Genomic DNA, 21,581 nt, shown 5'->3' with positions numbered 1-21,581 from the left:
TTGATTTATTTTACCTAGTTATATAAGTGATGCGGGCAAGGGTCAAATCCCGCTGGGAGAAAGGGAGTCCGATGGCTGAGGCCTATATCATCGACGCCGTGCGCACGCCGCGTGGCATCGGCAAGGTTGGCAAGGGCTCGCTTGCCCATCTGCATCCGCAGGTTCTGGGGGCGACGGTGCTGAGGGCACTCGCCGAGCGAAACCGCCTTGAAACCGGCGAGGTGGGCGACATTGTCTGGGGCACGGCGGTGCAGCGCGGCAAGCAGGGTTCCAATCTCGGTCGCTACTCGGCACTGCTGGCCGGGTATGACGTGCGGGCCAGCAGCATGACTCTTGACCGCGCCTGCGGCAGTTCGATCACCTCGGTTGCGCTGGCGGCGGCACAGATCATCTCGGGCTTCGAGGACTGCGCCATTGGCGGCGGCACTGACATGATGAGCCTGCACACCGCGATTTTTCAGGAAGAGATGGCGGCGGGGCTGGCGCTAGGCCCGGGGGCGGGCAATCCGGATGTCGTCGCCTTGCACCCGATCAGCCATCAAGGGGTGTGCGCTGACGCCATCGCGGCGATGGAGGGCATTACGCGGGCCGACGTTGACGCTCTGGCGCTGGAAAGTCAGCGTCGGGCGCAAGTGGCCCTGAAAGAGGGGCGATTCAGCCGCAGCGTCGTGCCAGTGCTGAACGCCGATGGTAGCGTGGCACTAGACCATGACGAGTTTCCGCGCCCGGAAACGACAGCCGAGGGACTGGCGCAACTCAAGCCAAGTTTCGATGGTATCGCCGACATGCCGGCGCAGGCGGATGGCACCACCTACCGGCAGATGATCCAGCGTCGTTATGGTGATGTCGACTGGCGCGGCATCCACCATGCCGGCAACAGCTCGGGCGTGGTCGACGGGTCGGCGGCCGTTTTGCTGGCATCGGCTGATTACGCCGCGGAGCAGGGGTGGACGCCGCGGGCCCGTATCGTCGCGGCGGTCAACCAGGGTGACTGCCCGACCCTGATGCTGAACGCGCCGGTACCGGCGGCAAGGCGGGTTCTGGAGCGTGCCGGCCTGAGTGTTGGCGACATCGACGTCTGGGAAATCAACGAAGCCTTTGCCGTGGTTGCCGAAAAATTCCAGCGCGACCTCGGGATGGATCGTGACAGGGTCAACATCAACGGCGGCGCCATCGCGTTGGGGCACCCCATCGGCGCGACCGGCGCGCTGTTGATCGGCACCGCGCTTGATGAACTGGAACGGAGTGGCGGCCGCTACGGTCTGGTCACCATGTGCGCCGCCGGTGGTATGGCGCCAGCCATCATCATCGAGCGCCTGTGAACACGTTGTCGGCGGTTTTCCGGCCGCCGCCGGAAGGGGCGCGATAACAGCGATCGCGTTCATGCCGTGGTTTCGGGAGACAGCATATGTCGGTGCCAAGCCATCATGTTGTGCTGCGGCCGCCTCCCTTCGATCAGCCGCCTTACCCGGCTGACACCTTCGCCGGCCAGACTGTGCTGGTGACGGGCGGTGGGTCCGGCATGGGTCTGGCGATGGCGCTCGCCTTTGCTCAGGGCGGTGCCCGGGTGGCGATCATGGGGCGCAGTATCGAACGGGCGGAAGATGGTGCGGCGAAGGTCGCGGCGACTGGTGCCGAGGTTCATGCCATCAGCGGTGACGTGCGCCAGCCGGACCATGTCGCCTCGGCCTTTGACGAGGCCGAACGGGTACTCGGACCTGTCAGCCTGCTCGCCAACAATGCCGGCGCCAATTTTCCGGTGCTGGCGGAGAATATTTCCGTCAATGCCTGGAACGCCGTCACCCGGATCGCGATCGATGGCACTTTCCTGTGCTCGTGCGAACTTGCACGTCGGCTGATCGCGCGCGGCGAGGGCGGCGCGATCGTCAACAACGCCGCTCAGTATATTTGGACGGGTTTTCCCGGTGACGCGCATTCCGCCGCCGCCAAGACCGCCCAGGCGACGATGACTCGGAAGCTGGCGCGTGAATGGGCGCCGTTTGGCCTCCGTGTCAATGCGGTGGCCGCCGGGTTCTTTCCCCATGATTCCTCGGTGAGTGGTGGCCGCGGAGGCGGGATTGAGCCGTTGCAGGCGATGATCCCGGCGGGGCGCACCGGCTCGACCTGGGAGTTCGGCTGGCTCGCGGCGATGACCTGCACGCCGATGCTGGAGGGCCTGACGGGGCAGATCATTGTTCAGGACGGTGGCGAGAGCCTGCGGCGTTCGCTGCTGATGCCCGACTTCGTTCCACCACGCGAGCGTGTTGATGGCCCGTGGGGGTGGCGATGAGCGGCTGGCTGGCCGGCAAAACGGTACGCCTGGTGGGCGAGAGCGACGCCATCTGTCGTGCCCTGACCACGCAGGGGGCGCATCTGGTCGACGTTGACGACTGCGACGTGCTGATCCTGGTTGTGCCGTCACCGGTGAAACAGCTGGCGCATGAGATCGACCATGATGGTTGGCGGGCCGTGCTTGATGCCGGTCTCGACCGGTGCTTCCTCGCAGCCAGGGACTTTGCCTCCAGCCGTCGTACCATCGGCCGGGGCGGCGTGATTATCTTTGTAGCGGCTCCTGAACAGGCGCTAGGTGCCGACCATGCGGCCGCGATCGGGGGGCTTGGCAATCTCACCAAGACGCTGGGCGTTGAATGGGCGCGCGACGGTATCAGGGTCAACAGCGTGCAGACCTTCAACACTGGCGATGTGCTGGGCAGTCTCGTCGCATATCTGGCGAGTGACTATGCCGCCTATGTCACCGGCGCGAACGTCGGCATTGGTCTGGAGGACGGCTAACGCCGGTTGGCGAAGGCGGGTTGATGGATGACGTGTGGGGTGGATTGCAGGAGTACACGTCATATTGTAGGCAACTTGTTTATATGTTTGCCGGTGATGTGGCCGGACCATGATATTGCTTGCCCGTGATACAGGCTGGTTGCCCTGGCCTGACGGGGGGAGTGACACTCTGAAGGAGAAGATGTTGGCCTATCATCGGTCAGCCGAGCAGCAAATTCGGATACCCAAGACTGCCGAGATCGTCGCCGCACGCATCCGCAACGCGATCATCCGGGGCACCTTGAAGGATGGGGATACGCTGCCCGCTGAAGCCCAGCTCATCGCTGACTTCGATGTATCCCGGCCGACGATCCGCGAAGCGATCCGCATCCTGGAGTCGGAAAAGCTGATCAGCGTTTCGCGTGGTGCCCGAGGCGGCGCCCGGGTCAACCAGCCGACCTATGAGATGGTGGCGCGGGCCGCCGGCATTGCGTTGCAGGCCAATGGGGCGACGCTCGGCGACGTCTATGAACTGCGCACAATCATCGAACCGGCGGCGGCGCGCATGGTTGCCGAGCGTAACGCCAAGGCGGGGGCAGCGGCGTTGCGCGCGCAGTTGGAGACCGAGAAGGAACTGCTGAAGGCGTCCAAGGACATCGCGCGGCAACTCGCTGATTTTCACCGGATCCTGATCGACCTGTCGGGTAATATCACATTGATGATGGTCGGCCATGCGCTGCATGGAATCGTCGACAAGCACCAGGCGCTGGCCCAGCGCCATGCGCAAGCCCGTACCGATCTTGAGACGCGACTGAAACTCGCTCGTTCAGGTTTGCGCTCTCAGGCCAAGCTGATCGAGCTGATCGAGGCCGGCGACGGCGCGGCGGCTCAGGCGCACTGGCTGCATCATATGAATGCCGCCGGCATATTCTGGCTTCAGGATCTGGCGCCCACCGCGGTGGTCGATCTCCTCGATTGAGCACGGACGGTGCCCGGCGGCTGGACTTTCCATGCCGCCGGGTGGCCGGGCTCAGGCGTCGCGGAAGCCCTTGCCCGAGGCTGCCAGTTGTTCCAGCAATGCCGCCGGCTTGAAGGCGGCGCCGTAACGGCTCTCCAGTTCCTTCAGCTTGGCGACAATGTTGGCCAGGCCGACGGTTTCCGCCCAGAACATTGGACCACCGGTGTAAACCGGCCAATTATAGCCCATCATGAGGGCGACATCGATATCGCTGGCACGGATGGCGATACCCTCCTCCAGAATCTTGGCACCTTCGTTGACGACCGGATAGAGCAACCGGGCGAGGATTTCCGCGTCATCGGCGGTGCGCGGTGCGATACCTTTCTCGGCAGCCACTTCACGAATTACCTCGGTTGCGACAGGCGAGGGCGTCGGGCGACGGTTTTCATCGTAGTCGTAATAGCCGCCGCCCTGCTTCTGGCCGAGGCGGCCGCGCTTGACCAGTTCCGAGCGCACCGTTTTCTCGGTCGAATCCCGGCCAATGACGTCGAGGCCGACAAGGTCCGTCATCTGGAACGGCCCCATGGCGAAGCCGTAGGCATAGATCACCCGGTCGATATCGGCCGGCGCCACGCCTTCCAGCACCAGCGCGTCTGCTTGCACGCCGCGGGTCCGCATCGCCCGGTTTGCAATGAAGCCGTCGCAGACTCCGGCCAGCACCGGTACCTTTCCAATCTTCTTGGCCAACTGCATTGCGGTGTTGATGACCGCCGGCGCGGTTTTCTGGCCACGCACCACTTCCAGCAGGCGCATCACGTTTGCGGGCGAGAAGAAATGCAGGCCGATGACGTTTTCGGGTCGGCTGGTCGTGGCGGCAATCTCGTCGAGATCGAGGAACGAGGTATTGGAGGCGAGAATGGCGCCGGGTTTGGCGATCTTGTCGAGGCGGGCGAAGACTTCCTTCTTGATCGCCATGCTTTCGAACACCGCCTCGATGACGAGATCGGCACCGGCGAGGGCGGCGTAATCGAGGCTGGGAGTGATCAGCGCCATGCGCTTCTCCACCTGTTCGTTGGTTAGCTTGCCTTTCCGGGCGCTGGTCTCATAATTGCGGCGGATGACGCCGATGCCACGATCAAGCGCTTCCTGGCTGGCCTCGACCAGGGTCACCGGCATGCCGATATTGAGGAAGTTCATGGTGATGCCGCCACCCATGGTGCCGGCGCCGATCACGCCGACCGAGGTGACGGGCAGCACCGGGGTGTCCTTGGGCAGGCCCGGCACCTTGGCGGTCTCGCGCTCGGCGAAGAAGGCATAGCGCTGGGCCGCCGACTCCTTGGAGTCGCGCAGTTCGACGAACAGCTCGCGCTCGCGCTGGATGCCCTGATCGAACGGCAGGTCGGCCGCGGCCTGGATCGCCTTGATGATGTTTTCCGGCGCCTTGAAGCCGCGGAAGCCGCGGGCGTGCTGGCGGCGGAAGTCATCATAGATCTCGGGCTTGTTGCGATAGGGGGCCACCTTGTCATCGCGGTCACGCACGCGGGTCAGGGTGGCGCCTTCATCGAGCAGGCGACGGGCATAGGCGACGGCGTCGTCGCGCAACTTGCCCTCCTCTGCCAGAGCGTCGATCACCCCCACCGACAGTGCTTCCCTGGCGCCGATCGGGCGACCACTGGTCATCAGATCCAGTGCAGCGGGCACACCGACGATGCGCGGCAGCCGCTGGGTGCCGCCCGCGCCTGGCAGCAGGCCCAGATGCACTTCCGGCAAGCCCAGTTTGGCCGACGGTACGGCGATGCGGTAATGGCAGTGCAGCGCCAGTTCGAGGCCACCGCCCAGCGCGTTGCCGTGGATCGCCGCGATGGTGAGCTTGCTACCATTCTCGATGCCATCCAGAACGCTGAGCAGGTCCGGCCCTTGCAGCGGCTTGCCGAACTCGGAAATGTCGGCGCCGGCGAAGAAGGTGCGTCCGCCGCAGATGAGCACGATCGCCTGCACGTCGTCACGCGCCCAGGCCTGCTGGAAACCGTCGGTGATGCCCTGGCGCACAGCCTGGCTCAAGGCATTCACCGGGGGTGAATCGATGGTGACAATGGCAATGCCGTTTTCAACTTCGAAGTGCATGACGTCAGACATGAACATCCCTATGGAATTGGTGGTGACCTGCGTTTGGGGCACCTGCTTGAAAGATTATCATCTAACCAGGTTAGATGGAAATTGCCAGTTGTAATCGCGCCGCGCTGGCGGTTGAAGAGACTCTTGGCGACGCGTCAGCATGCCGCCGCAGCGCCGGACTTTCCCTGCCAGTATCGGTCTCGAACCAGTCGCTTGTAGAGCTTGCCATTGTCCATTCTCGGCAGGGCGAGGTCGAAGTCCACCGAGCGTGGACACTTGAGGGGTGATAGGTTTGCCCTGCAGAACGCGATCAATTCCTCGGCGAACGCTGGCGTGGCATCGGCGGGATCGAGTGGCTGTACCACCGCCTTAACCGCCTCGCCGAACTCCGGATGGGGCACCCCGATCACCGCCGCGTCGGCGACGCGCGGATGGGTAATCAGCAGGTTCTCGACTTCCTGCGGATAGATGTTCACGCCGCCGGAAATGATCATGTAGCTCTTGCGGTCGGTCAGGAACAGGTAGCCGTCGGCATCGACATAGCCGATGTCGCCCAGCGTCGACCAGTTCGGGTGGCGAGGATTGCGGCTATCGCGGGTCTTTTCGGCATCACCGTGATACTGGAAATTCCAGCCGCCCTCGAAATAGACGATGCCCTCGCGCCCCGGCGGTAATTCTTCGCCATCCTCGTCGCAGATGTGCAGCGTGCCCCAGGTCGCCCTTCCGACGGAACCGGGCTTGTGCAGCCACTCTTCCGACGTGATGCCGGTCGAGCCATTGCCTTCCGAACCGCCATAATATTCGTAGAGGATGGGACCGAGCCAGTCGATCATCTGCCGTTTGACGGGTACCGGACAGGGCGCGGCTGCGTGGATCACAAGACGTAACGATGACAGGTCATGCGCGCGGCGTGCTGCTTCGGGCAGCTTCAGCATCCGCACGAACATCGTTGGTACCATCTGGGTGGCGGTGATGCGGTGCGTGGCGATGGCCGCTATCGCGGCCTCGGCCTCGAACTTCGGCATCTGCACGACGGTCGCGCCAAGGCGATGGCAGGCCGTGGTGTAGGCGAGAGGCGCGGTGTGATAGAGTGGGGCGGGGGAGAGGTAGATATCGTTCTCGCCCAGTCCGTAGCGGCCCTGAATCTGTATTGCGATCAGGTAAGGATCGGTGACCCCGCCCTCCGGCAGTGGCAGGCGCACCCCTTTTGGCCGTCCTGTGGTGCCGCTGGAATAGACCATATGGAAGCCGGGTGCCTCGTCGTCGATCGGTGTTGCGAGCTGGTCATCGAGTGCGGCGCGCCATTGCTCGATCGACAAGATCGTGACGTCTGGCGGGTGCGATAGATCAGCCATCCCCGGGATCGCGCTGGAGGCGACCAGCAGCCGTGTGCCGGAGTTCTCGATGATATAGGCGGCTTCGGCGCCAGTAAGCGGGGTGGCGATGGGTGTGACATAGAGACCGGCGCGCTGGCCAGCCCAATAGACCTCGAACACTTCCGGGCAGTTGGGCAGCCAGAATGCGATGCTGTCGCCGCGGTTGATGCCGAGCCTGCGTAACAGTTGGGCTCCGCGGTTGGCGCGCTCCTCCAGCGCGCCGTAGGTCAGGATGGCCGAACCATCGCTCATGATGACGGCTGGCTTGTCGGGATGGATTGTGGCGTACAGGCGAGGGTGGGTCATCGCGTCCCTCGTGCGTCAGCCTGTACGCCTGCGCGCGGCGGCTTCCGTCAGCGGCCCAGTGAGTTCCTTCTTCAAGATCTTGCCGTTGGGATTGAGCGGCATCTCCGGCAGCACCAGTAGGGTGCGCGGCACTTTGTTGTCGGCCAGATGCTGGCGGCAGAAGGACAGGATGTCGTCCGGTCGCGCCTGGGCGCCGGGGCGCAGAGTCACGGCGGCCGCGACGTCTTCGCCCAGCACGTCGTGCGGCACCCCGACGACCGCTGCCTGCTGGACCGCTGGATGCTGGTGCAGCACCGTCTCGATTTCCAGTGGCGTGATGTTGTAGCCCCCCCGAATGATCAGCTCCTTCGAGCGGCCGGCCATGATGAGGTCGCCGTCATCGTCGACGTAGCCAAGGTCGCCTGTCTTGGTCCAGCCGTCGCGAAAGCTGGCGGCGGTGGCGTCGGGGTCATTCCAGTAGCGGCGGGGGTGCCGCTGTTTGCCGTAAATCTCACCGATGACATTGGGCTCGGTGATGACCTGGCCGGATTCGTCGCGGAGCTGCATATGGGCGGGTAGCTTGCCGACGCACCCAGGTTTCAATACCTGTTCCTTGCTGGTGGTGGCGATGCCGATGCCGCCCTCTGACATGCCGTAGCTGTTGCGGATGCGCAGGTGTGGCCACAGCTGTGCGGCCCGTTTGACGGAATCGTGCGGCAATGGTGCGGTGCCGGTCATCAGATACTTCACACCCGCAAGCGGGTATTGGCTGACGTCGGGGTGGTCGAGCACCAGCCGCAGCATTGAGGGCACGAGATAGATCAGGTCAGGTTGCTTTTCGCTGGCCAGTTCAAGGAAACCCTTGGGGTCGAACTTGGGCTGGGTGATGGCGGTGGCGCCACCGCGCACAGGCAGCATGACGATGCCGAGATTGCCGCCGGACCCGGTCAAGGGCAGCGCATGGAGTGTTGAATTCGACCTGTCCCTGTGCGTGGGGTTGAGACCAGTCATCAGGTCCGGATGGGAGATCACCACGCCTTTGATCTTGCCCGTCGTGCCAGACGTGCCGAGAATTTCCGCGTCGCCGTTGGCGTCGAGGCTGGCTTGATCCGGCAGGGCGGCGATGTCGCGCGGCATGGCATCGACCGACCAGCAACCCGCAAGGTCGAGGCTGGCTACCGTCTCTGGCACATCGGTGATACAAAAGCGCGGCGTGGTCAGTGCGGCGAAATCGCGGATCTCCGCGGGGCTGAGACGGGTGTTGATCGGACAGGCGATGCCGCCGGCGCGGAACACGGCGAACACGGTAATCGCCATCTCGACCGCATGGCGATTGCTGATTGGCAGAAACACCCGATCGCCGGGGGCGAGCCCGGCGGCGGCAAGGCCACCGGCGACTTCGTCCGCTTCGCGGTCCCACTCGGCGAACGTCAGCTGGCGCCGTGTATCATCATGAGCGATGTCGTCAGCCTGATGCTGCGCTCGTACTTTCAGCGCATCGCTGATTCTACGCACTTGTACCATTCAAGGGTCTACCTTCTTCTGCTATCGCTCTATTACCTAGTTATATAACTTGACGCAAGCGTAACGCGGCTCGGGCGGATGAATGACGAGATGGCGGTATTGTTAGGCCTTGGCCGCTGGCTGACGGCGATCGGACAAGTGGCCTGGTGCCACGAAGATCGTCTGCAGGCCGCGGGCGTAGATGCCTAGAGCGTCCGCGAAGGTGCTGCGCGCCGTGCCGTGTCCGTTGCCGGCCATGTGTGTCTCGGCATCAATCAGCAGCCACTCGCCCGCCGGCATCCGCAGGAACTGCAGGCTGATGTCCAGGTTGGCGTAGCTCCACTCGCTGGCTGGAGTGGCGTTGCCGAAACCGTTGCCGAAGTCGGCGAACATTGCCGCCTTGACGAACGGTGAAGGGGTGACGTCGGCGACGATCTGGCCGTTCATGGCCAGCCAGGCAATGCCCCGGCCGGGTTGCCCCGGGCCGCCTAGGATTGGGCGATGCAGGATGGCGCCAGCCATCCGGGCTGGCCCCGCGCCAGTGGTAAGCCTGACCGCCTCGGGCGCAGGATAGTCATGCGGCGGATCAAAAGCCGGCGTTGTTGCGCGGCGCACACGCAGTACGTGGGCCTGGGCGACTATGCGACCGTCAGCGAGGATGACGGTGCGGTGCAGCTTGGTCTGGCGGCCATCTCGCAGGGTTTCGGTGTCGAGGCGCAGCGGCTGGTGTGGCACTTTCCCCAGGATGTCGACCGTCAGGCGCGCGATTTCAAAGTCGGCGTCAAGGCTGCTGTCCTCGGCGCCGGTGGCGAGGAGGGCACTGACGGGGCCGCCCGCGATGGCGCGCCGATCCCAGGGGCTGCGCGCCAGTCCAGATGGCTGATACAGGCCGTCGGCTGCGCTGAAATAATAGGGCGGCCATGGCCGCTCCTCAGGTGGGCTCATTGAGGTGATCCCGTGTGACAGATGGCATACTTGGTGCTATAGGTATGCTGTCGGGCCGCGAGACCGCAAGGGCGAGAATCATGTTTCGTCCGCTGAAGGTGCGCGAGCTGGCCGACTCCGGCACCGTAGGGCGCAAATAGATGTGCTCAACGTACATCGTGCAATAGACGCTTGGGGGTGCCTCCCGATTGCTACAGTCTCGTATCTTTTTCCTTTAGTTGTGAAAGTAGGTTCACTATCTTGCCGAGATGTTTCGCAATGCACTGACAATGGAGGTCCCCGCGATGTTTCTCGGCATGGATGATGACGACAGCGCCCCGCAGCGCATCCATGTGCCGAAAACCAGCGAGATCGTGGCCGACAAGATCCGTGCGCAAGTTATTCGGGGTGAACTGAACGAGGGGGACGCGCTGCCGCCCGAGGGGCAGCTGATGGAGAGTCTGGGCATTTCCCGGCCAACCCTGCGCGAGGCTTTTCGTATCCTGGAGGCCGAGGGCCTGATCAGCGTTGTCAGGGGGTCGCGCACGGGCGCCAAGGTGCACAAGCCGGCCGTCGAACTCGTGTCGCGCTATGCGGGCTATGTGCTGGAGTCCCAGGGCACGACCATTGCCGATCTCTACCAGGCGCGTCTCGCCATCGAACCGACGGTTGTGCGGTGGCTGGCGACGGCCAAGGGACAGACGCCGGGCATGGCCACGGTCAAGCGCGTGCTGGCCAACCTGTCAGATCTGCACAGCAGGGATCTCTACGACGAATTCATCGATTCGGTGGCGCTGTTTCATCAGCTTCTGGTGGAGGCGACCGGCAACAAGACGCTCAGCTTCATGAATCGCATGCTGCTCAATCTCGCGCGCAAGCATCAGAACGATTTTCAACGTCGCCACCCGCGTAGTCATGAGGACCGGATGAAGAGCACGCGCGCCGGCTTGCGTTCATACGAGAAGCTGGTGTCGCTGATCGAGGCGGGCAAGGTGGAGGAAGCCGTCGCGCACTGGCGGCTGCACTTGCGCAATGCCCACGAAACCTGGACGGCGGGCGACGAGGGCGCCCGCATCGTCGACTCTCTCTCCAGCTTGCGCTGAAGCGCTCACGGAGCCTGCATGGAGCGGACCGGGTGTTCCCGGTCCGACACTGAAACTGGTGTCTATGCGTTGGCGCCGGTCGTCGGCTCATGCCTGTGTTGATCTCGCCAACCGTGCCCCCTCCCGCGACGTCGGAGCGGGTGGATTTTGACGTTGCTTTTGGGTCGCCCCTTCGATAAATTGACACATCATCAATTTTAGAGTCGCGTAATCAAGCGGCCAGGATGGGGAGAGCGCCATGCGCATGGAAGACATGGTCATTATCAGCGTCGACGATCATGCGATCGAGCCGCCGGAAGCGTTCGTGCGCCACTACCCCGATGGCAAGAAGGACCGGGCGCCGCACATCATCCATGCTGACGGCAAGGATGTCTGGCAGTGGAATGGCCAACGCTTTCCCACCATTGGCCTGAATGCCGTGGTTGGTCGTCCGCGCAGCGAATATGGCATGGAGCCAACCGCGTACGCGCAGCTGCGGCCTGGTACTTTTGATCCCAAATGCCGCATCGACGACATGAACGCCAATGGGCTGCTGGCGTCGCTGAACTTCCCGACCATGCCAGGTTTTGCCGGTGGCGTGTTCGTCGGCATGGCCAAGGCTGCCCCGGAGGAGGCGTTGCAGGCCGTTCGCGCGTGGAATGACTGGCATGTCCTGGAGTGGTGTGCCTCGGCGCCGGGCCGGTTCATCCCCATGTGCCTGATTCCAGCCTGGGACATGGATGAGACGCTCAACGAGATGAAGCGCATGAGCGCGCTGGGCGTCCATGCGGTGTCATTCTCCGACAATCCCGCCAATATCGGCCTGCCGAGCATCCACAATGATTATTGGGAGCCGTTCTGGAGGGCCTGCGTCGACTACAAGATGGTGATCAACTGCCATATCGGTACCGGCGCCCGGGCATTGCATGCGTCGGACGAAAGCCCGATCGACGCCTGGATCACCGCGATGCCGATCTCGATCGCCAATTCGGCGGCCGACTGGACGTTTGCCAGCTTCTGGAAGCGCTATCCGGATCTGCGCATGGCGCTGTCCGAAGGTGGTATCGGCTGGGTGCCCTATTTCCTGGAGCGTGCCGATTTTACCTACGAGCATCACCATGAGTGGACGTTCAGTGATTTCGCCGGCGAGAGGCCGTCGGATGTGTTCAAGCGGCATGTCATCTGCTGTTTCATCGATGACCAGTTCGGCTTGAAAAATCTCGAGTACATGAACGAGAATATGGTCGCTTACGAGTGCGATTACCCCCACTCGGACACCGTCTGGCCGAACGTGCCGGAATTCCTCTGGGCCGCGGCCAATGGACTGGCGCCTGCCACGATCGACAAGATTACCCATCTCAACGTCATGCGGGAATATCATTTCGACGCCTATGCGCTCAACGGCGGGCGGGAGAAGTGCACGGTGGGCCATCTGCGCGAACTCGGCAAGCATGTCGATGTTTCGCCGCGCCATAATCTTGGCGGCCTGAAAACCGACAGCATGGACCTGGTGGGGCGGGCGCGGCGGCCGGTGACATCGGGCGAGATCCAGCGCATGTTTGCCTCGGCCTGAGCGCATACCATGGCTGCACCTGTCATGACCTCCATCGCCCGGGGGACGGAGCCGTTGCTGCTTCCCGCGGGATTGCCGGCGCCGGATCATGTTCCCGCCGACCGGGTACTCGATCTGCGCTTCGCCATGGGCTATGTCCCCAACGATCTGGCCGACCCCTATGTCTTCGCCCAGCGACTGCGGGCACCCGGCGTACCAAGGCTGCTCTGGTATCCATATCCCTTCACCACCTTCACCTGTGGTGCCTGGACGGTCTCCCATTATGAGGACATCCAGCGGGTTTATGAGGACAACGAGTGTTTCTCGGCGGTCGGCGTCGCCCAGTTCCAGGTGCTGGCCGGCGAGACTTTCCCGTCGCTGCCGCTTGGCAGTGATCCGCCCGACCATGGCCGCTATCGGCGGTTCCTGACGCCGTTCTTCACGCCCAAGGCGCTCAACGACATGATTCCCTACATCCGGTCGGTTGTCACCGAGATGATCGATGGCGTCGCCGACGAGGGCACGGTCGATATCGCCTATGATTTTGGGCGCATTTATCCGGTGCGGATCTTCCTCAACCTGATGAAGCTGCCGTTCTCGATGTTCGAGCAGTTTCTCGCCTGGGAATGGGAGATCCTGCACAGCGGCGACCCCAGGAGGGTGGGGACCGCCGTCGCGCAAGTGCTGGCCTACCTGCGCGGCTTCATCGCCGAGAAGCAGAAAAATCCGGACGATGGCGTGGCGAGCTATATCGCCAATGGCGTCATCGATGGTCGCCCGCTTACCGACGACGAACGGATCGGCATGACCTGGTTCCTCTGGCTGGGCGGGCTCGACACCGTTGCGTCCACCATCAGCCAGATGTTCCGTCGCCTGGCCATGGACCCGACGCTGCAGCAACGGCTGAGAGCGCATCCCGAACTCATTAACACCGCCGTCGAGGAGTTCCTGCGCACGCAGCCACTGGTCAATTCTCACCGCCAGGCAAAAAAGGATTTCGAGTGGCACGGCGTGACAGTGAAGAAAGGTGACTGGGTCATCTGCCTGAACAGTGCCGGCAATTTTGACGATAAGCAGTTCGCCTGCCCGCACCAGTTTGATCCGGCGCGCCCGGTCAATCGTCACTATACCTTTGCCGGCGGCATCCACGCCTGTCTCGGCGCGCATCTGGCGCGGCGCGAACTGCGGGTGCTGCTGGAGGAATTCCTGCGGCGAGTGCCACCGTTTCGGGTCGCGCCGGGGGCGGATACCACGGTCACCCCCGGCCTGCTTTCCATTCGCAACCTGCCTCTCGTCTGGGACGGCGCGGTACAATCCTGACAGGAAACCTCATGGCCTATCTCCAACACCCCGATGCCATCTACGTCGGTGGCGAATGGCAACCGACCAGCGTTCGCGAACCGGTCATCAACCCGGCCGACGAAAGCCTGCTGATCGAAGCGCCGGTGGGCAGTGCGTCCCAGGTCGAGGCGGCGATCGCCGCCGCCCGTCGCGCTTTCGATACCGGCGACTGGCCGCGCCTGCCGGACAGCGAGCGGCAGGCGGTGATGACCCGCTTCCTCAATGCCGTCGAGGCCCGCAAGGCGGCGATTGTCGACATGATCGTCGCCGAGGCTGGCGCGACGCGGATGCTGGCGGAGTTTCTGCAATACGGCATTCCGATGAAACATGCCCGCCGCACGGTGGAGATCGCGGGGCGCCCGGCGGTGACGTCGCTACCGGTGGAGCTGACGCCGAACGCCCAGGGCGGCAAGACGCTCGGCACCGGCGTCGTCAGCCGCGAGCCGATCGGCGTGGTTGGCGCCATTTCCCCCTATAATTTCCCGTTCTTCCTCAATATCGGCAAGGTGGTGCCGGCGATGGTTGCTGGCTGCACGGTGGTCCTGAAGCCATCGCCCTATACGCCGATGGAAGCCTTGATCCTCGGCGAGATTGCCGATGAGGTTGGTCTGCCGAAGGGCGTTCTCAGCATCGTCACTGGCGATGTGGAGGCCGGCAAGTTGCTTACAACCGACCCGCGCGTCGATCTTGTCCATTTCACGGGGTCGGACAAGGTCGGCGCCATGATCCAGGCTCAGTCCGCGCCGACGCTCAAACGCATCGTCATGGAACTGGGCGGCAAGTCGGCGCTGATCGTACGGGCGGACGCTGACATTCAGCAGGCGGCGATGGCGGGGCTGGCGGGATTCACTGTTCATTGCGGCCAGGGCTGCGCGCTTACCACTCGACATCTTGTCCACAACAGCATTCGTCCACAGTTCGTCGCCGCGGTGCAGGCGATGCTGGGTCATCTCAAGATGGGCAATCCCGCCGATCCCACCGTCACCTATGGACCGCTCATCCGTGAGGTGGCGCGCAAGCGCACCGAGGACTATGTGGCGATCGCCCTTGATGAGGGGGCCACCCTGGTCGCTGGTGGCAAGCGTCCGGCGGATTTCCAACGGGGATTCTTCTTCCAGCCGACGCTGTTCGACAATGTGAGGAACGATAGCCGTCTGGCGCAGGAGGAAGTGTTCGGACCGATCGGCGCCGTCATCGGCTTCGATGACGACGAGGAAGCGATCGCCCTCGCCAATGCCAGCGATTTTGGCCTCTCGGGCGCCATCTGGTCGGCCGATGCTGGCCGTGCCTACGAAATGGCGCTGCGACTGCGCACGGGTGGTGTCGCCATCAACGGTGGCGCCGGCACCATGCAGTCCGACGCACCGTTCGGGGGCATCAAGCGGTCGGGCTATGGTCGTGAATATGGCGAGGATGGCCTCAACGAGTTCACCTACCAGAAGGTGATCGGTTTCCACGCGGCCTGAGGGGGAAGCACGGCATGACCAGGGTAATGGAAGGCATCCGGGTATTGGAGGTGGCACAGTTCACCTTCGTGCCGGCGGCCGGCGGCGTGCTCTCCGACTGGGGCGCGGACGTGATCAAGATCGAGCATCCGGTGCGTGGCGACGCGCAGCGCGGCATCAAGGAGCTGCAGCGGCTGGCGATCAATCCGCAGCGGTCATCCTTGATGCAGCATCCCAATCGCGGCAAACGCAGCGTTGGCGTGGACATAGCCACCGAGGAAGGCCGTCAGCTCATCTACGAAATCGCGCGGACGGCGGACGTCTTTCTGACCAACTATCTGCCATCGGCGCGCCAGAAGCTGAAAATCGACCTTGAGCATATCCGGGCCGCCAACCCCAACATCATCTATGTGCGCGGCTCCGCCTTCGGCGAGAAGGGGCCGGAACGCGACAAGGGCGGCTTCGATTCCACCGCTTACTGGGCGCGTGGTGGTTCGGCGATGCTGGTGACGCCGCGTGAGCTGGAGGGCCCGCTGACCCAGCCAGGGCCCGCCTATGGTGACACCATCGGCGGCATGAACATTGCCGGGGGTATCGCGGCGGCGCTGTTCCACCGCGAACGTACGGGCGAGGCGACCGAGGTGGACGTGTCACTGCTGTCCTCGGGCATCTGGGCGACCGCGTGCAGCATTGATGTTTGCATGGAACTGGGGCTCAACCCGTTCAGCAACCCGCTGCCGGGGACGGACGCTGTGGCCACCAACCCCTTCATGGGGGTGTTCCGCACCGCCGATGGCGGCTTCATCAACCTCACCGTGCTGTCGCCGGCACCGCTTATCGAGGATACCTTCACCCATTTGGGTATTCCCGAATGCGCGACGGACCCGCGCTTCGCCACCATCGACGCGCTGCGGGACAACGCGGCGGCGGCACATGCGGCGGTCAAGCAGGCGATGGCGAGCAAGCCGTTCGCCTACTGGGTCGAGCACCTGAAGACCATGAAAGGTCAGTGGGCGGCCTACCAGTCGCCGGCGGACGTGCAGCACGATGAGCAGGTGCAGGCCAATGGCTTCATTTTCGAGGTCGAGTCCGCCGATGGCGGGCCGCCGATCAAATTGGTGGCCAACCCGGTGCAGTTCAACCAGCAGGCGGCCAGCAATACGCGCGCGCCCGAGGCGTCCGAACATACCGAGATGTTCCTGCTGGAACTGGGCGTCAGTTGGGAGCGGATCGAGGCCCTGAAGGCCAAGGGCGCGATCGCCTGATTAATCCCGCTTGCCTGGATCGCCGGCATGGCTGAACATCGGCAGCGTATGTCGTTGCCATCGCCTTGTGAGGATCTGCTGGGGAATGATCGCTGTTCGCCGCTCGGCGAGCAGCCGCTGCTGTGGCATGACGCCGCCGCAGTGCCTGATGCCTTGCCGGCGTGGGCGATCCATGTCGGTCTCGATGCCGCCGGCGCCCTGCCTTCGGTCGACGCTGGACGTCTGGATGTCCTGCTGACCACCTGTCCCGACGCGCCGGCGCCGTGGGTGAGCATCCCGGTGGCACGACTGGCGGCGCAGCGCGGACAGGTCGAGGCCCTGGTGACGACCGCGCCGATTGCCGCGGCGACGCTGGCTCGACTGCTGCGGCTGGGCGACATCCTACCCTTCGAAGCGGCCCTGCACGTTGAATCGCTTGCCTATTCGATGCTGCTGTCAGGCGGTGAGTTCGCCCGCTGGCTGGCGGCGCGCAAGATCGAGCCTTCGTCGATGATAGCCCCGTTGTCATCATCGCTGGTGCGCTACGAGCGGGAGGGCGACCACGTAACCTTGTGGCTGGCGTCGCCGGGCAACCGCAACGCCATGACAGCGGCGATGCGCGACGCGCTCTATGAGGCACTCGCCAATGTGCTGGAGGATCCCAGCTGTCCATCGGTTGAGATTCGCGGCGAGGGACGCTGCTTTTCGACCGGCGGCCATCTGCCGGAGTTCGGTACCGCGCGCGACCCCGCCGCCGCGCACGTTGTCCGCACCCTGCGCGGGTGTGCCGGCCTGCTTCACCGGCTCGGCGAGCGGGCGTCGGTGCGGCTGCAAGGAGCCTGTGTGGGCTCGGGCATCGAAGTTGCCGCCGCCGCTCGTCATCGCATCGCCGCTCCCGATATGTTCGCGCAACTGCCCGAACTGAAAATGGGACTGATTCCCGGCGCTGGCGGAACCGTGACACTGGCACGCGCGATTGGCCGGCATCGGTTGTTATGGATGGTGCTTGGCGCGTTCCGGATCGGTGCCGTGCAGGCGCAGGCCTGGGGTCTGGTGGACCGGGTCGAGGCGTGACAGATCGGTTGCATGCTCTGCTGGCCGCCCGACTGGAGGCCCTGCCGATGGCGGCGCGTTGCACCCCGGAGGTGTTGCTGGGGCGGGATGCGCCGGGTGGATTGGCGCTGCCCGACCATCGTTCAGCCAATCGACACTGCCGGTTGCTGGCGGCGCGCGACGGCTGGGTGGCCCTCAATCTCGCGCGGCCGGAGGACCGGGAACTGGTGCCGGTGCTGACGGCGGGCGCGGGGGGTTGACTGGGAGGCACTGGCGCGGACGGCGCGGAACCTGGCGGCGCTGGAGTTCCGCGACAAGGCAATCGAACTTCAGCTGCCGGTGGCAGTGACGGGCGAAACGCCGGCGCCATCGCCAGCCGCCGTCGGTATCGGTGCGGTGCCGCGGCGGGTCGTCGATCTGACGGCGCTTTGGGCGGGGCCGCTCTGCACGGGCCTGCTTGTCGCCGCGGGCGCCGAGGTGATCCGAATCGACAGCCTCGGGCGGCCGGACCCGACGCCCACCGTCTCGCCCGACCTCGACCGGAGACTCAACGGACGCAAGCGCCGGCTGCCACTCGATCTGCGGCGGGCGGATGATCGCGCGCGGCTGCGCGACCTCGCCCTTGAGGCGGACGTGCTGGTGACCAGCGCGCGTGCGGCCGCGCTCGCTCGCCTCGGCCTGGTGCCGGATGTGCTGTTGGCGGAGAACCCCCGTCTCATTTGGGTGGCGATCACAGGGCATGGCTTTGCCGGCGATGGCGCTGGCCGGGTTGGGTTCGGCGATGATTGCGCCGCTGCTGGCGGGTTGCTGGACTGGTGTCAGGGTGTGCCGTGCTTCCTCGGCGATGCACTCGCCGATCCGCTGACCGGTCTGGAAGCCGCGCTGGCGGTGCTGAGTCAGGCGGCATCCGGCAGTGGCGGACTGATCGACATGGCGATGGCACGGGTCGCCGCCGGCTACGCGCGGGCGCTCGAATGAGACTGGTCTTGCGTCAGGTGCGCCCGTTTGGCGGCGCGATGGTGGACCTGCTGCTGGCGGACGGACATATCGTCGGCCCCGTGGAGACGCACGAACGCGGCGCAGCGTCGATTGACGGCCGTGGCGCGGTGGTGTTGCCGGGTCTGCACGATCACCATCTGCACATTCTGGCCACTGCTGCCCGTCGTACCTCGATCGATCTGGCCGGACTTGCGGGAGCGGACGCCATCGCGACGCGACTGCGCCATGCGGCTGCTGGCGTGGCACCGGGCACCTGGTTACGCGCTGTCGGCTACGACGAGCGGGCATCGGGGCTGCCGGATCGCTGGTGCCTTGATGCCTGGGTGCCGGATCATCCGCTACGGTTGCAGGATCGCACCGGCGCGCTGTGGGTGCTCAACAGTGCGGCGTTGCAGGTGCTGGCGACCACGGATTGGCCGCCGGGGTGCGAACGGGACGCCAGCGGCCAGCCCAATGGCCGGTTCTGGCGGGAGGATCGCTGGTTGGCGGCCTGGCGTCCGGCGATGATGCCTGACATCGCGGCACTGGGTCGGGAACTCGCGTCACGCGGGGTTACCGCTTTGACCGATGCCGGTGCCGGGAATGGCCCGACGGAAGCGGCCGTGTTGGCGCACGGACATCTGTCGGGCGCGCTGCCGCAGCGGTTGACGTTGATGGGCGCGGAGAACCTGCCGGAGGGGCGGGGCTATGTGCGGGGTGCCTTGAAGCTGCTGTTGGATGAGCGCGATCCGCCGTCGCTTGAAAGTCTGGCGGAGCGCATCCGTGGTGCGCGCGCGTCGGGGCGTGCCGTTGCCGCTCATTGCGTGACAGAAGTCGAGCTTGCGCTTTATCTGGCGGCGCTGGCGATGGCCGGGGGCGCGCGGCCGGGCGACCGGATCGAACATGGCGGCATGATCGTCCCCGAGGCGATTGATGAGATTGCAGGCGCCGGCCTGGCCATCGTCAGCAATCCGGTGTTCCTTCACGGGCGCGGCGATCGCTACGCCGAGACGCTGACACCGGCGGAACAGGCCGATCTCTACCGCATCGCCAGCTTGTTGCGAGCGGGTGTGAGGCTCGCCGCCGGATCGGACGCGCCCTATGGCGACCCCGATCCCTGGCTGTCGATGCGCAGCGCCAGGGATCGTTTGAGTGCTGGCGGGCGGATGCTGTCACCTGACGAGCGGGTCAGCGCCGCCACGGCCATGCGCTTGCACTGGAGCAATCGCCTCGATGCCGGCGCGGGGACGCCGTTGACACCAGGAGCCGCCGCCGACCTTATCCTGTGCGAAGGCTCCATCCGTGACGTTCTGGCCGATTTGAGCGCTGACCGCGTATGCGCGACGATCATTGGAGGCCGGGTTGTCTTCAGTCGCGATGGAGCAGCATTGCCCCGGCAATGAATCCGCCACCCATGCCGCATACCGCCGTGCGTGCGTCTCTCACCTGGCGCTCTCCGCCGTCGCCCCACAGTTGCAGGCAGGCTTCATGCAGCAGGCCGAAGCCGTGCAGTCGTCCAGCCGAGAGCTGACCGCCGCCGGTGTTGACCGGGTAGCGCCCCCCTGGGCCGATGTTGCCGTCCGCGATGAAGTCCTTGGCCTCGCCGTGGCCGCAGAAGCCTAGTGCCTCAAGCCAGAACGGCACGAAAATGCTGAAGCCGTCGTAGAGTGCCAGCACGTCGACATTGTGCGGGCGGAAGTCGGTGCGTGCCCAGAGATCGGCGCCGGCGTCGTGCGCACCCATGGTCGTGAGATCGGCCCGCTGATCCCATGTCTCGGGCGAGCGCAGGGCCGAACCCATGGCGGCGATGGAGAGCGGCACGCGCGCGCAATCGCGCGCGGCGTCCGGCGCCGAGACAATGACGGCGCAGGCACCGTCGATGGGAATGTCGCAATCGAACAGGCCGAGAGGTGACGAGATCATGCGCGCCGAGAGATAGTCCTCGGTGGTGAGTGGCTTGCGCGTCACGGCGGCCGGATTGGCGAGGGCGAAACGCCGTTGACCGGTCGCGACCATGGCCAGATGGTCGCGAGTCATGCCGAATTCGTGAAAATAGCGCTGGGCCATCCAGCCCGCCCAGTTGGAAGCGGACATGGCATTGGCCGGCACCAGCCAGCTTAGCCAGCCGCCGATGCGGGCGCGACCGCTGCCGGCGATACTGGCCCGTTGTCCTGCCGACTGGGAGGAACTTTCGGTCAGCGCGCGAAAACACAGGACATGGCGAGCCTGTCCCGTCATCACCGCCATGGCGGCGACCATGAGGGGCGCCATCTGAGCCGGTCCGTCGGGCACGGCGCTGTGCCAGCGGGTCTTGAGCCCGAGCGCGTTGCGCACCTCGCCGGTGCCAAGTGGCGACATGCCGGGCGAATTGTCCGCCTTGCCGGGATAGGTGGCGATGCCGTCGATGTCGTCGCGGCTCAGCCCCGCGCAAGCGAGCGCCTGGAGGGCCGCTTCCGCCAGGTGATCCATTGCCGGTCGGCCGGTGTTGCGACCGATGGTGGACATGCCAACGCCGGTGATCGCGGCCTTGTTCGGGATCATTGTGCCTTCTCCTGCGCCATGGGCACCCACCGCGGCAGCCAGACATCTTCCACCTGCACGAAGTGCACCTTCATGCGCTGACCAATGCTCACGGTTTCGGGCGAGTCGGTGGCCACCTCGGCGGTCACCCGGACGCCCGGCGCGCCATCGACATCGACAACCGCCAGCGCGAAGGGCACGGCCATGCCCGGGAACCAGGGCTGGTGATTGACGGTGAAGCTGTACACGGTGCCGGTGCCCGGCATCGCCTTTGGCGCCACATTCCGTGAAAGACAGTGCGGACAGAGAATCTGTGGTGGATGGATGGCGGTCCGGCAGTCATCACAGACACAGATCATCAGCGCACCACGCGCGCCACCGGTCCAGAAGGCGGTGTTCTCGACGGTCAGTTCGGGCAGGGGTCGCATCGCTG

At 64.7% G+C, this 21,581-nt stretch carries 19 protein-coding genes; 13 read left to right on the top strand and 6 right to left on the bottom strand.

The genetic code is table 11. The features are described from left to right. Positions 1-71: 71 nt before the first annotated feature. From ABU113_RS13090 to ABU113_RS13075, 4 genes are all read left to right on the top strand, one after another. Entirely contained in the window at positions 72-1,322 is a 1,251-nt protein-coding gene (locus ABU113_RS13090) for an acetyl-CoA C-acetyltransferase (protein WP_454559946.1), read from the top strand. A gap of 86 nt (positions 1,323-1,408) precedes the next feature. After that, complete coding sequence (locus ABU113_RS13085; protein ID WP_454559945.1) at positions 1,409-2,290, top strand: SDR family oxidoreductase; 882 nt, start codon at positions 1,409-1,411, stop codon at positions 2,288-2,290. Next, positions 2,287-2,793: a hypothetical protein gene (locus ABU113_RS13080; RefSeq protein WP_454559944.1), complete on the top strand. Its 507-nt coding sequence runs from the start codon at positions 2,287-2,289 to the stop codon at positions 2,791-2,793. Before ABU113_RS13085 ends, ABU113_RS13080 begins: the two co-directional genes overlap by 4 nt. Positions 2,794-2,974: 181 nt before the next feature. Beyond that, positions 2,975-3,751, top strand: a complete 777-nt coding sequence (locus ABU113_RS13075) for a FadR/GntR family transcriptional regulator (protein ID WP_454559943.1) — start codon at positions 2,975-2,977, stop codon at positions 3,749-3,751. Between the two features lie 51 nt (positions 3,752-3,802). On the opposite strand, the gene ABU113_RS13070 is transcribed toward ABU113_RS13075, so the two are convergent. The 4 genes from ABU113_RS13070 to ABU113_RS13055 form a co-directional block, all read right to left on the bottom strand. Beyond that, positions 3,803-5,872: a 3-hydroxyacyl-CoA dehydrogenase NAD-binding domain-containing protein gene (locus tag ABU113_RS13070; protein ID WP_454559942.1), complete on the bottom strand. Its 2,070-nt coding sequence runs from the start codon at positions 5,870-5,872 to the stop codon at positions 3,803-3,805. Positions 5,873-6,000: 128 nt separating this feature from the next. Further along, a complete protein-coding gene (locus ABU113_RS13065; protein WP_454559941.1) occupies positions 6,001-7,527 on the bottom strand; it encodes an acyl-CoA synthetase in 1,527 nt (508 codons plus the stop codon). A 15-nt stretch (positions 7,528-7,542) separates the two neighbouring features. After that, on the bottom strand, positions 7,543-9,030 hold the full coding sequence (locus ABU113_RS13060) for a class I adenylate-forming enzyme family protein (protein WP_454559940.1): 1,488 nt from the start codon (positions 9,028-9,030) through the stop codon (positions 7,543-7,545). Between the two features lie 102 nt (positions 9,031-9,132). Further along, the gene (locus ABU113_RS13055; RefSeq protein ID WP_454559939.1) at positions 9,133-9,954 is read right to left on the bottom strand and encodes a thioesterase family protein; all 822 of its coding nucleotides are present in this window, start codon (positions 9,952-9,954) and stop codon (positions 9,133-9,135) included. A 296-nt stretch (positions 9,955-10,250) separates the two neighbouring features. Between ABU113_RS13055 and ABU113_RS13050 the strand changes: the two genes are divergently transcribed. The 9 genes from ABU113_RS13050 to ABU113_RS13010 all read left to right on the top strand — a co-directional run bounded on the left by ABU113_RS13050 (position 10,251) and on the right by ABU113_RS13010 (position 20,031). After that, positions 10,251-11,036, top strand: a complete 786-nt coding sequence (locus ABU113_RS13050) for a FadR/GntR family transcriptional regulator (RefSeq protein ID WP_454559938.1) — start codon at positions 10,251-10,253, stop codon at positions 11,034-11,036. Positions 11,037-11,274: 238 nt separating this feature from the next. Continuing rightward, positions 11,275-12,588, top strand: a complete 1,314-nt coding sequence (locus ABU113_RS13045) for an amidohydrolase family protein (RefSeq protein WP_454559937.1) — start codon at positions 11,275-11,277, stop codon at positions 12,586-12,588. Between the two features lie 9 nt (positions 12,589-12,597). Beyond that, the gene (locus ABU113_RS13040; protein WP_454559936.1) at positions 12,598-13,887 is read left to right on the top strand and encodes a cytochrome P450; all 1,290 of its coding nucleotides are present in this window, start codon (positions 12,598-12,600) and stop codon (positions 13,885-13,887) included. An 11-nt stretch (positions 13,888-13,898) separates the two neighbouring features. Beyond that, entirely contained in the window at positions 13,899-15,374 is a 1,476-nt protein-coding gene (locus ABU113_RS13035; protein WP_454559935.1) for an aldehyde dehydrogenase family protein, read from the top strand. Between the two features lie 14 nt (positions 15,375-15,388). Further along, entirely contained in the window at positions 15,389-16,618 is a 1,230-nt protein-coding gene (locus tag ABU113_RS13030) for a CaiB/BaiF CoA transferase family protein (RefSeq protein ID WP_454559934.1), read from the top strand. A gap of 27 nt (positions 16,619-16,645) precedes the next feature. After that, positions 16,646-17,671: an enoyl-CoA hydratase/isomerase family protein gene (locus tag ABU113_RS13025; protein WP_454559933.1), complete on the top strand. Its 1,026-nt coding sequence runs from the start codon at positions 16,646-16,648 to the stop codon at positions 17,669-17,671. Then, a complete protein-coding gene (locus ABU113_RS13020; RefSeq protein WP_454559932.1) occupies positions 17,668-17,910 on the top strand; it encodes a hypothetical protein in 243 nt (80 codons plus the stop codon). Before ABU113_RS13025 ends, ABU113_RS13020 begins: the two co-directional genes overlap by 4 nt. 79 nt (positions 17,911-17,989) lie before the next feature. After that, positions 17,990-18,628, top strand: a complete 639-nt coding sequence (locus tag ABU113_RS13015; protein ID WP_454559931.1) for a CoA transferase — start codon at positions 17,990-17,992, stop codon at positions 18,626-18,628. 38 nt (positions 18,629-18,666) lie between these two features. Beyond that, positions 18,667-20,031, top strand: a complete 1,365-nt coding sequence (locus tag ABU113_RS13010) for an amidohydrolase family protein (protein ID WP_454559930.1) — start codon at positions 18,667-18,669, stop codon at positions 20,029-20,031. On the opposite strand, the gene ABU113_RS13005 is transcribed toward ABU113_RS13010, so the two are convergent. Continuing rightward, the gene (locus ABU113_RS13005; protein ID WP_454559929.1) at positions 19,997-21,169 is read right to left on the bottom strand and encodes a thiolase C-terminal domain-containing protein; all 1,173 of its coding nucleotides are present in this window, start codon (positions 21,167-21,169) and stop codon (positions 19,997-19,999) included. The genes ABU113_RS13010 and ABU113_RS13005 overlap by 35 nt on opposite strands. Beyond that, on the bottom strand, positions 21,166-21,576 hold the full coding sequence (locus ABU113_RS13000) for a Zn-ribbon domain-containing OB-fold protein (protein ID WP_454559928.1): 411 nt from the start codon (positions 21,574-21,576) through the stop codon (positions 21,166-21,168). The genes ABU113_RS13005 and ABU113_RS13000 overlap by 4 nt, the downstream gene beginning before the upstream one ends. Positions 21,577-21,581: the final 5 nt, after the last annotated feature.

It is taken from the genome of Parapedomonas caeni, assembly GCF_041060555.1.
GTDB lineage: Bacteria > Pseudomonadota > Alphaproteobacteria > Sphingomonadales > Sphingomonadaceae > CAUJIW01.
The sequence above is the reverse complement of the archived record's forward strand: the minus strand, read 5'-3'. Positions and strand labels throughout refer to the sequence as shown.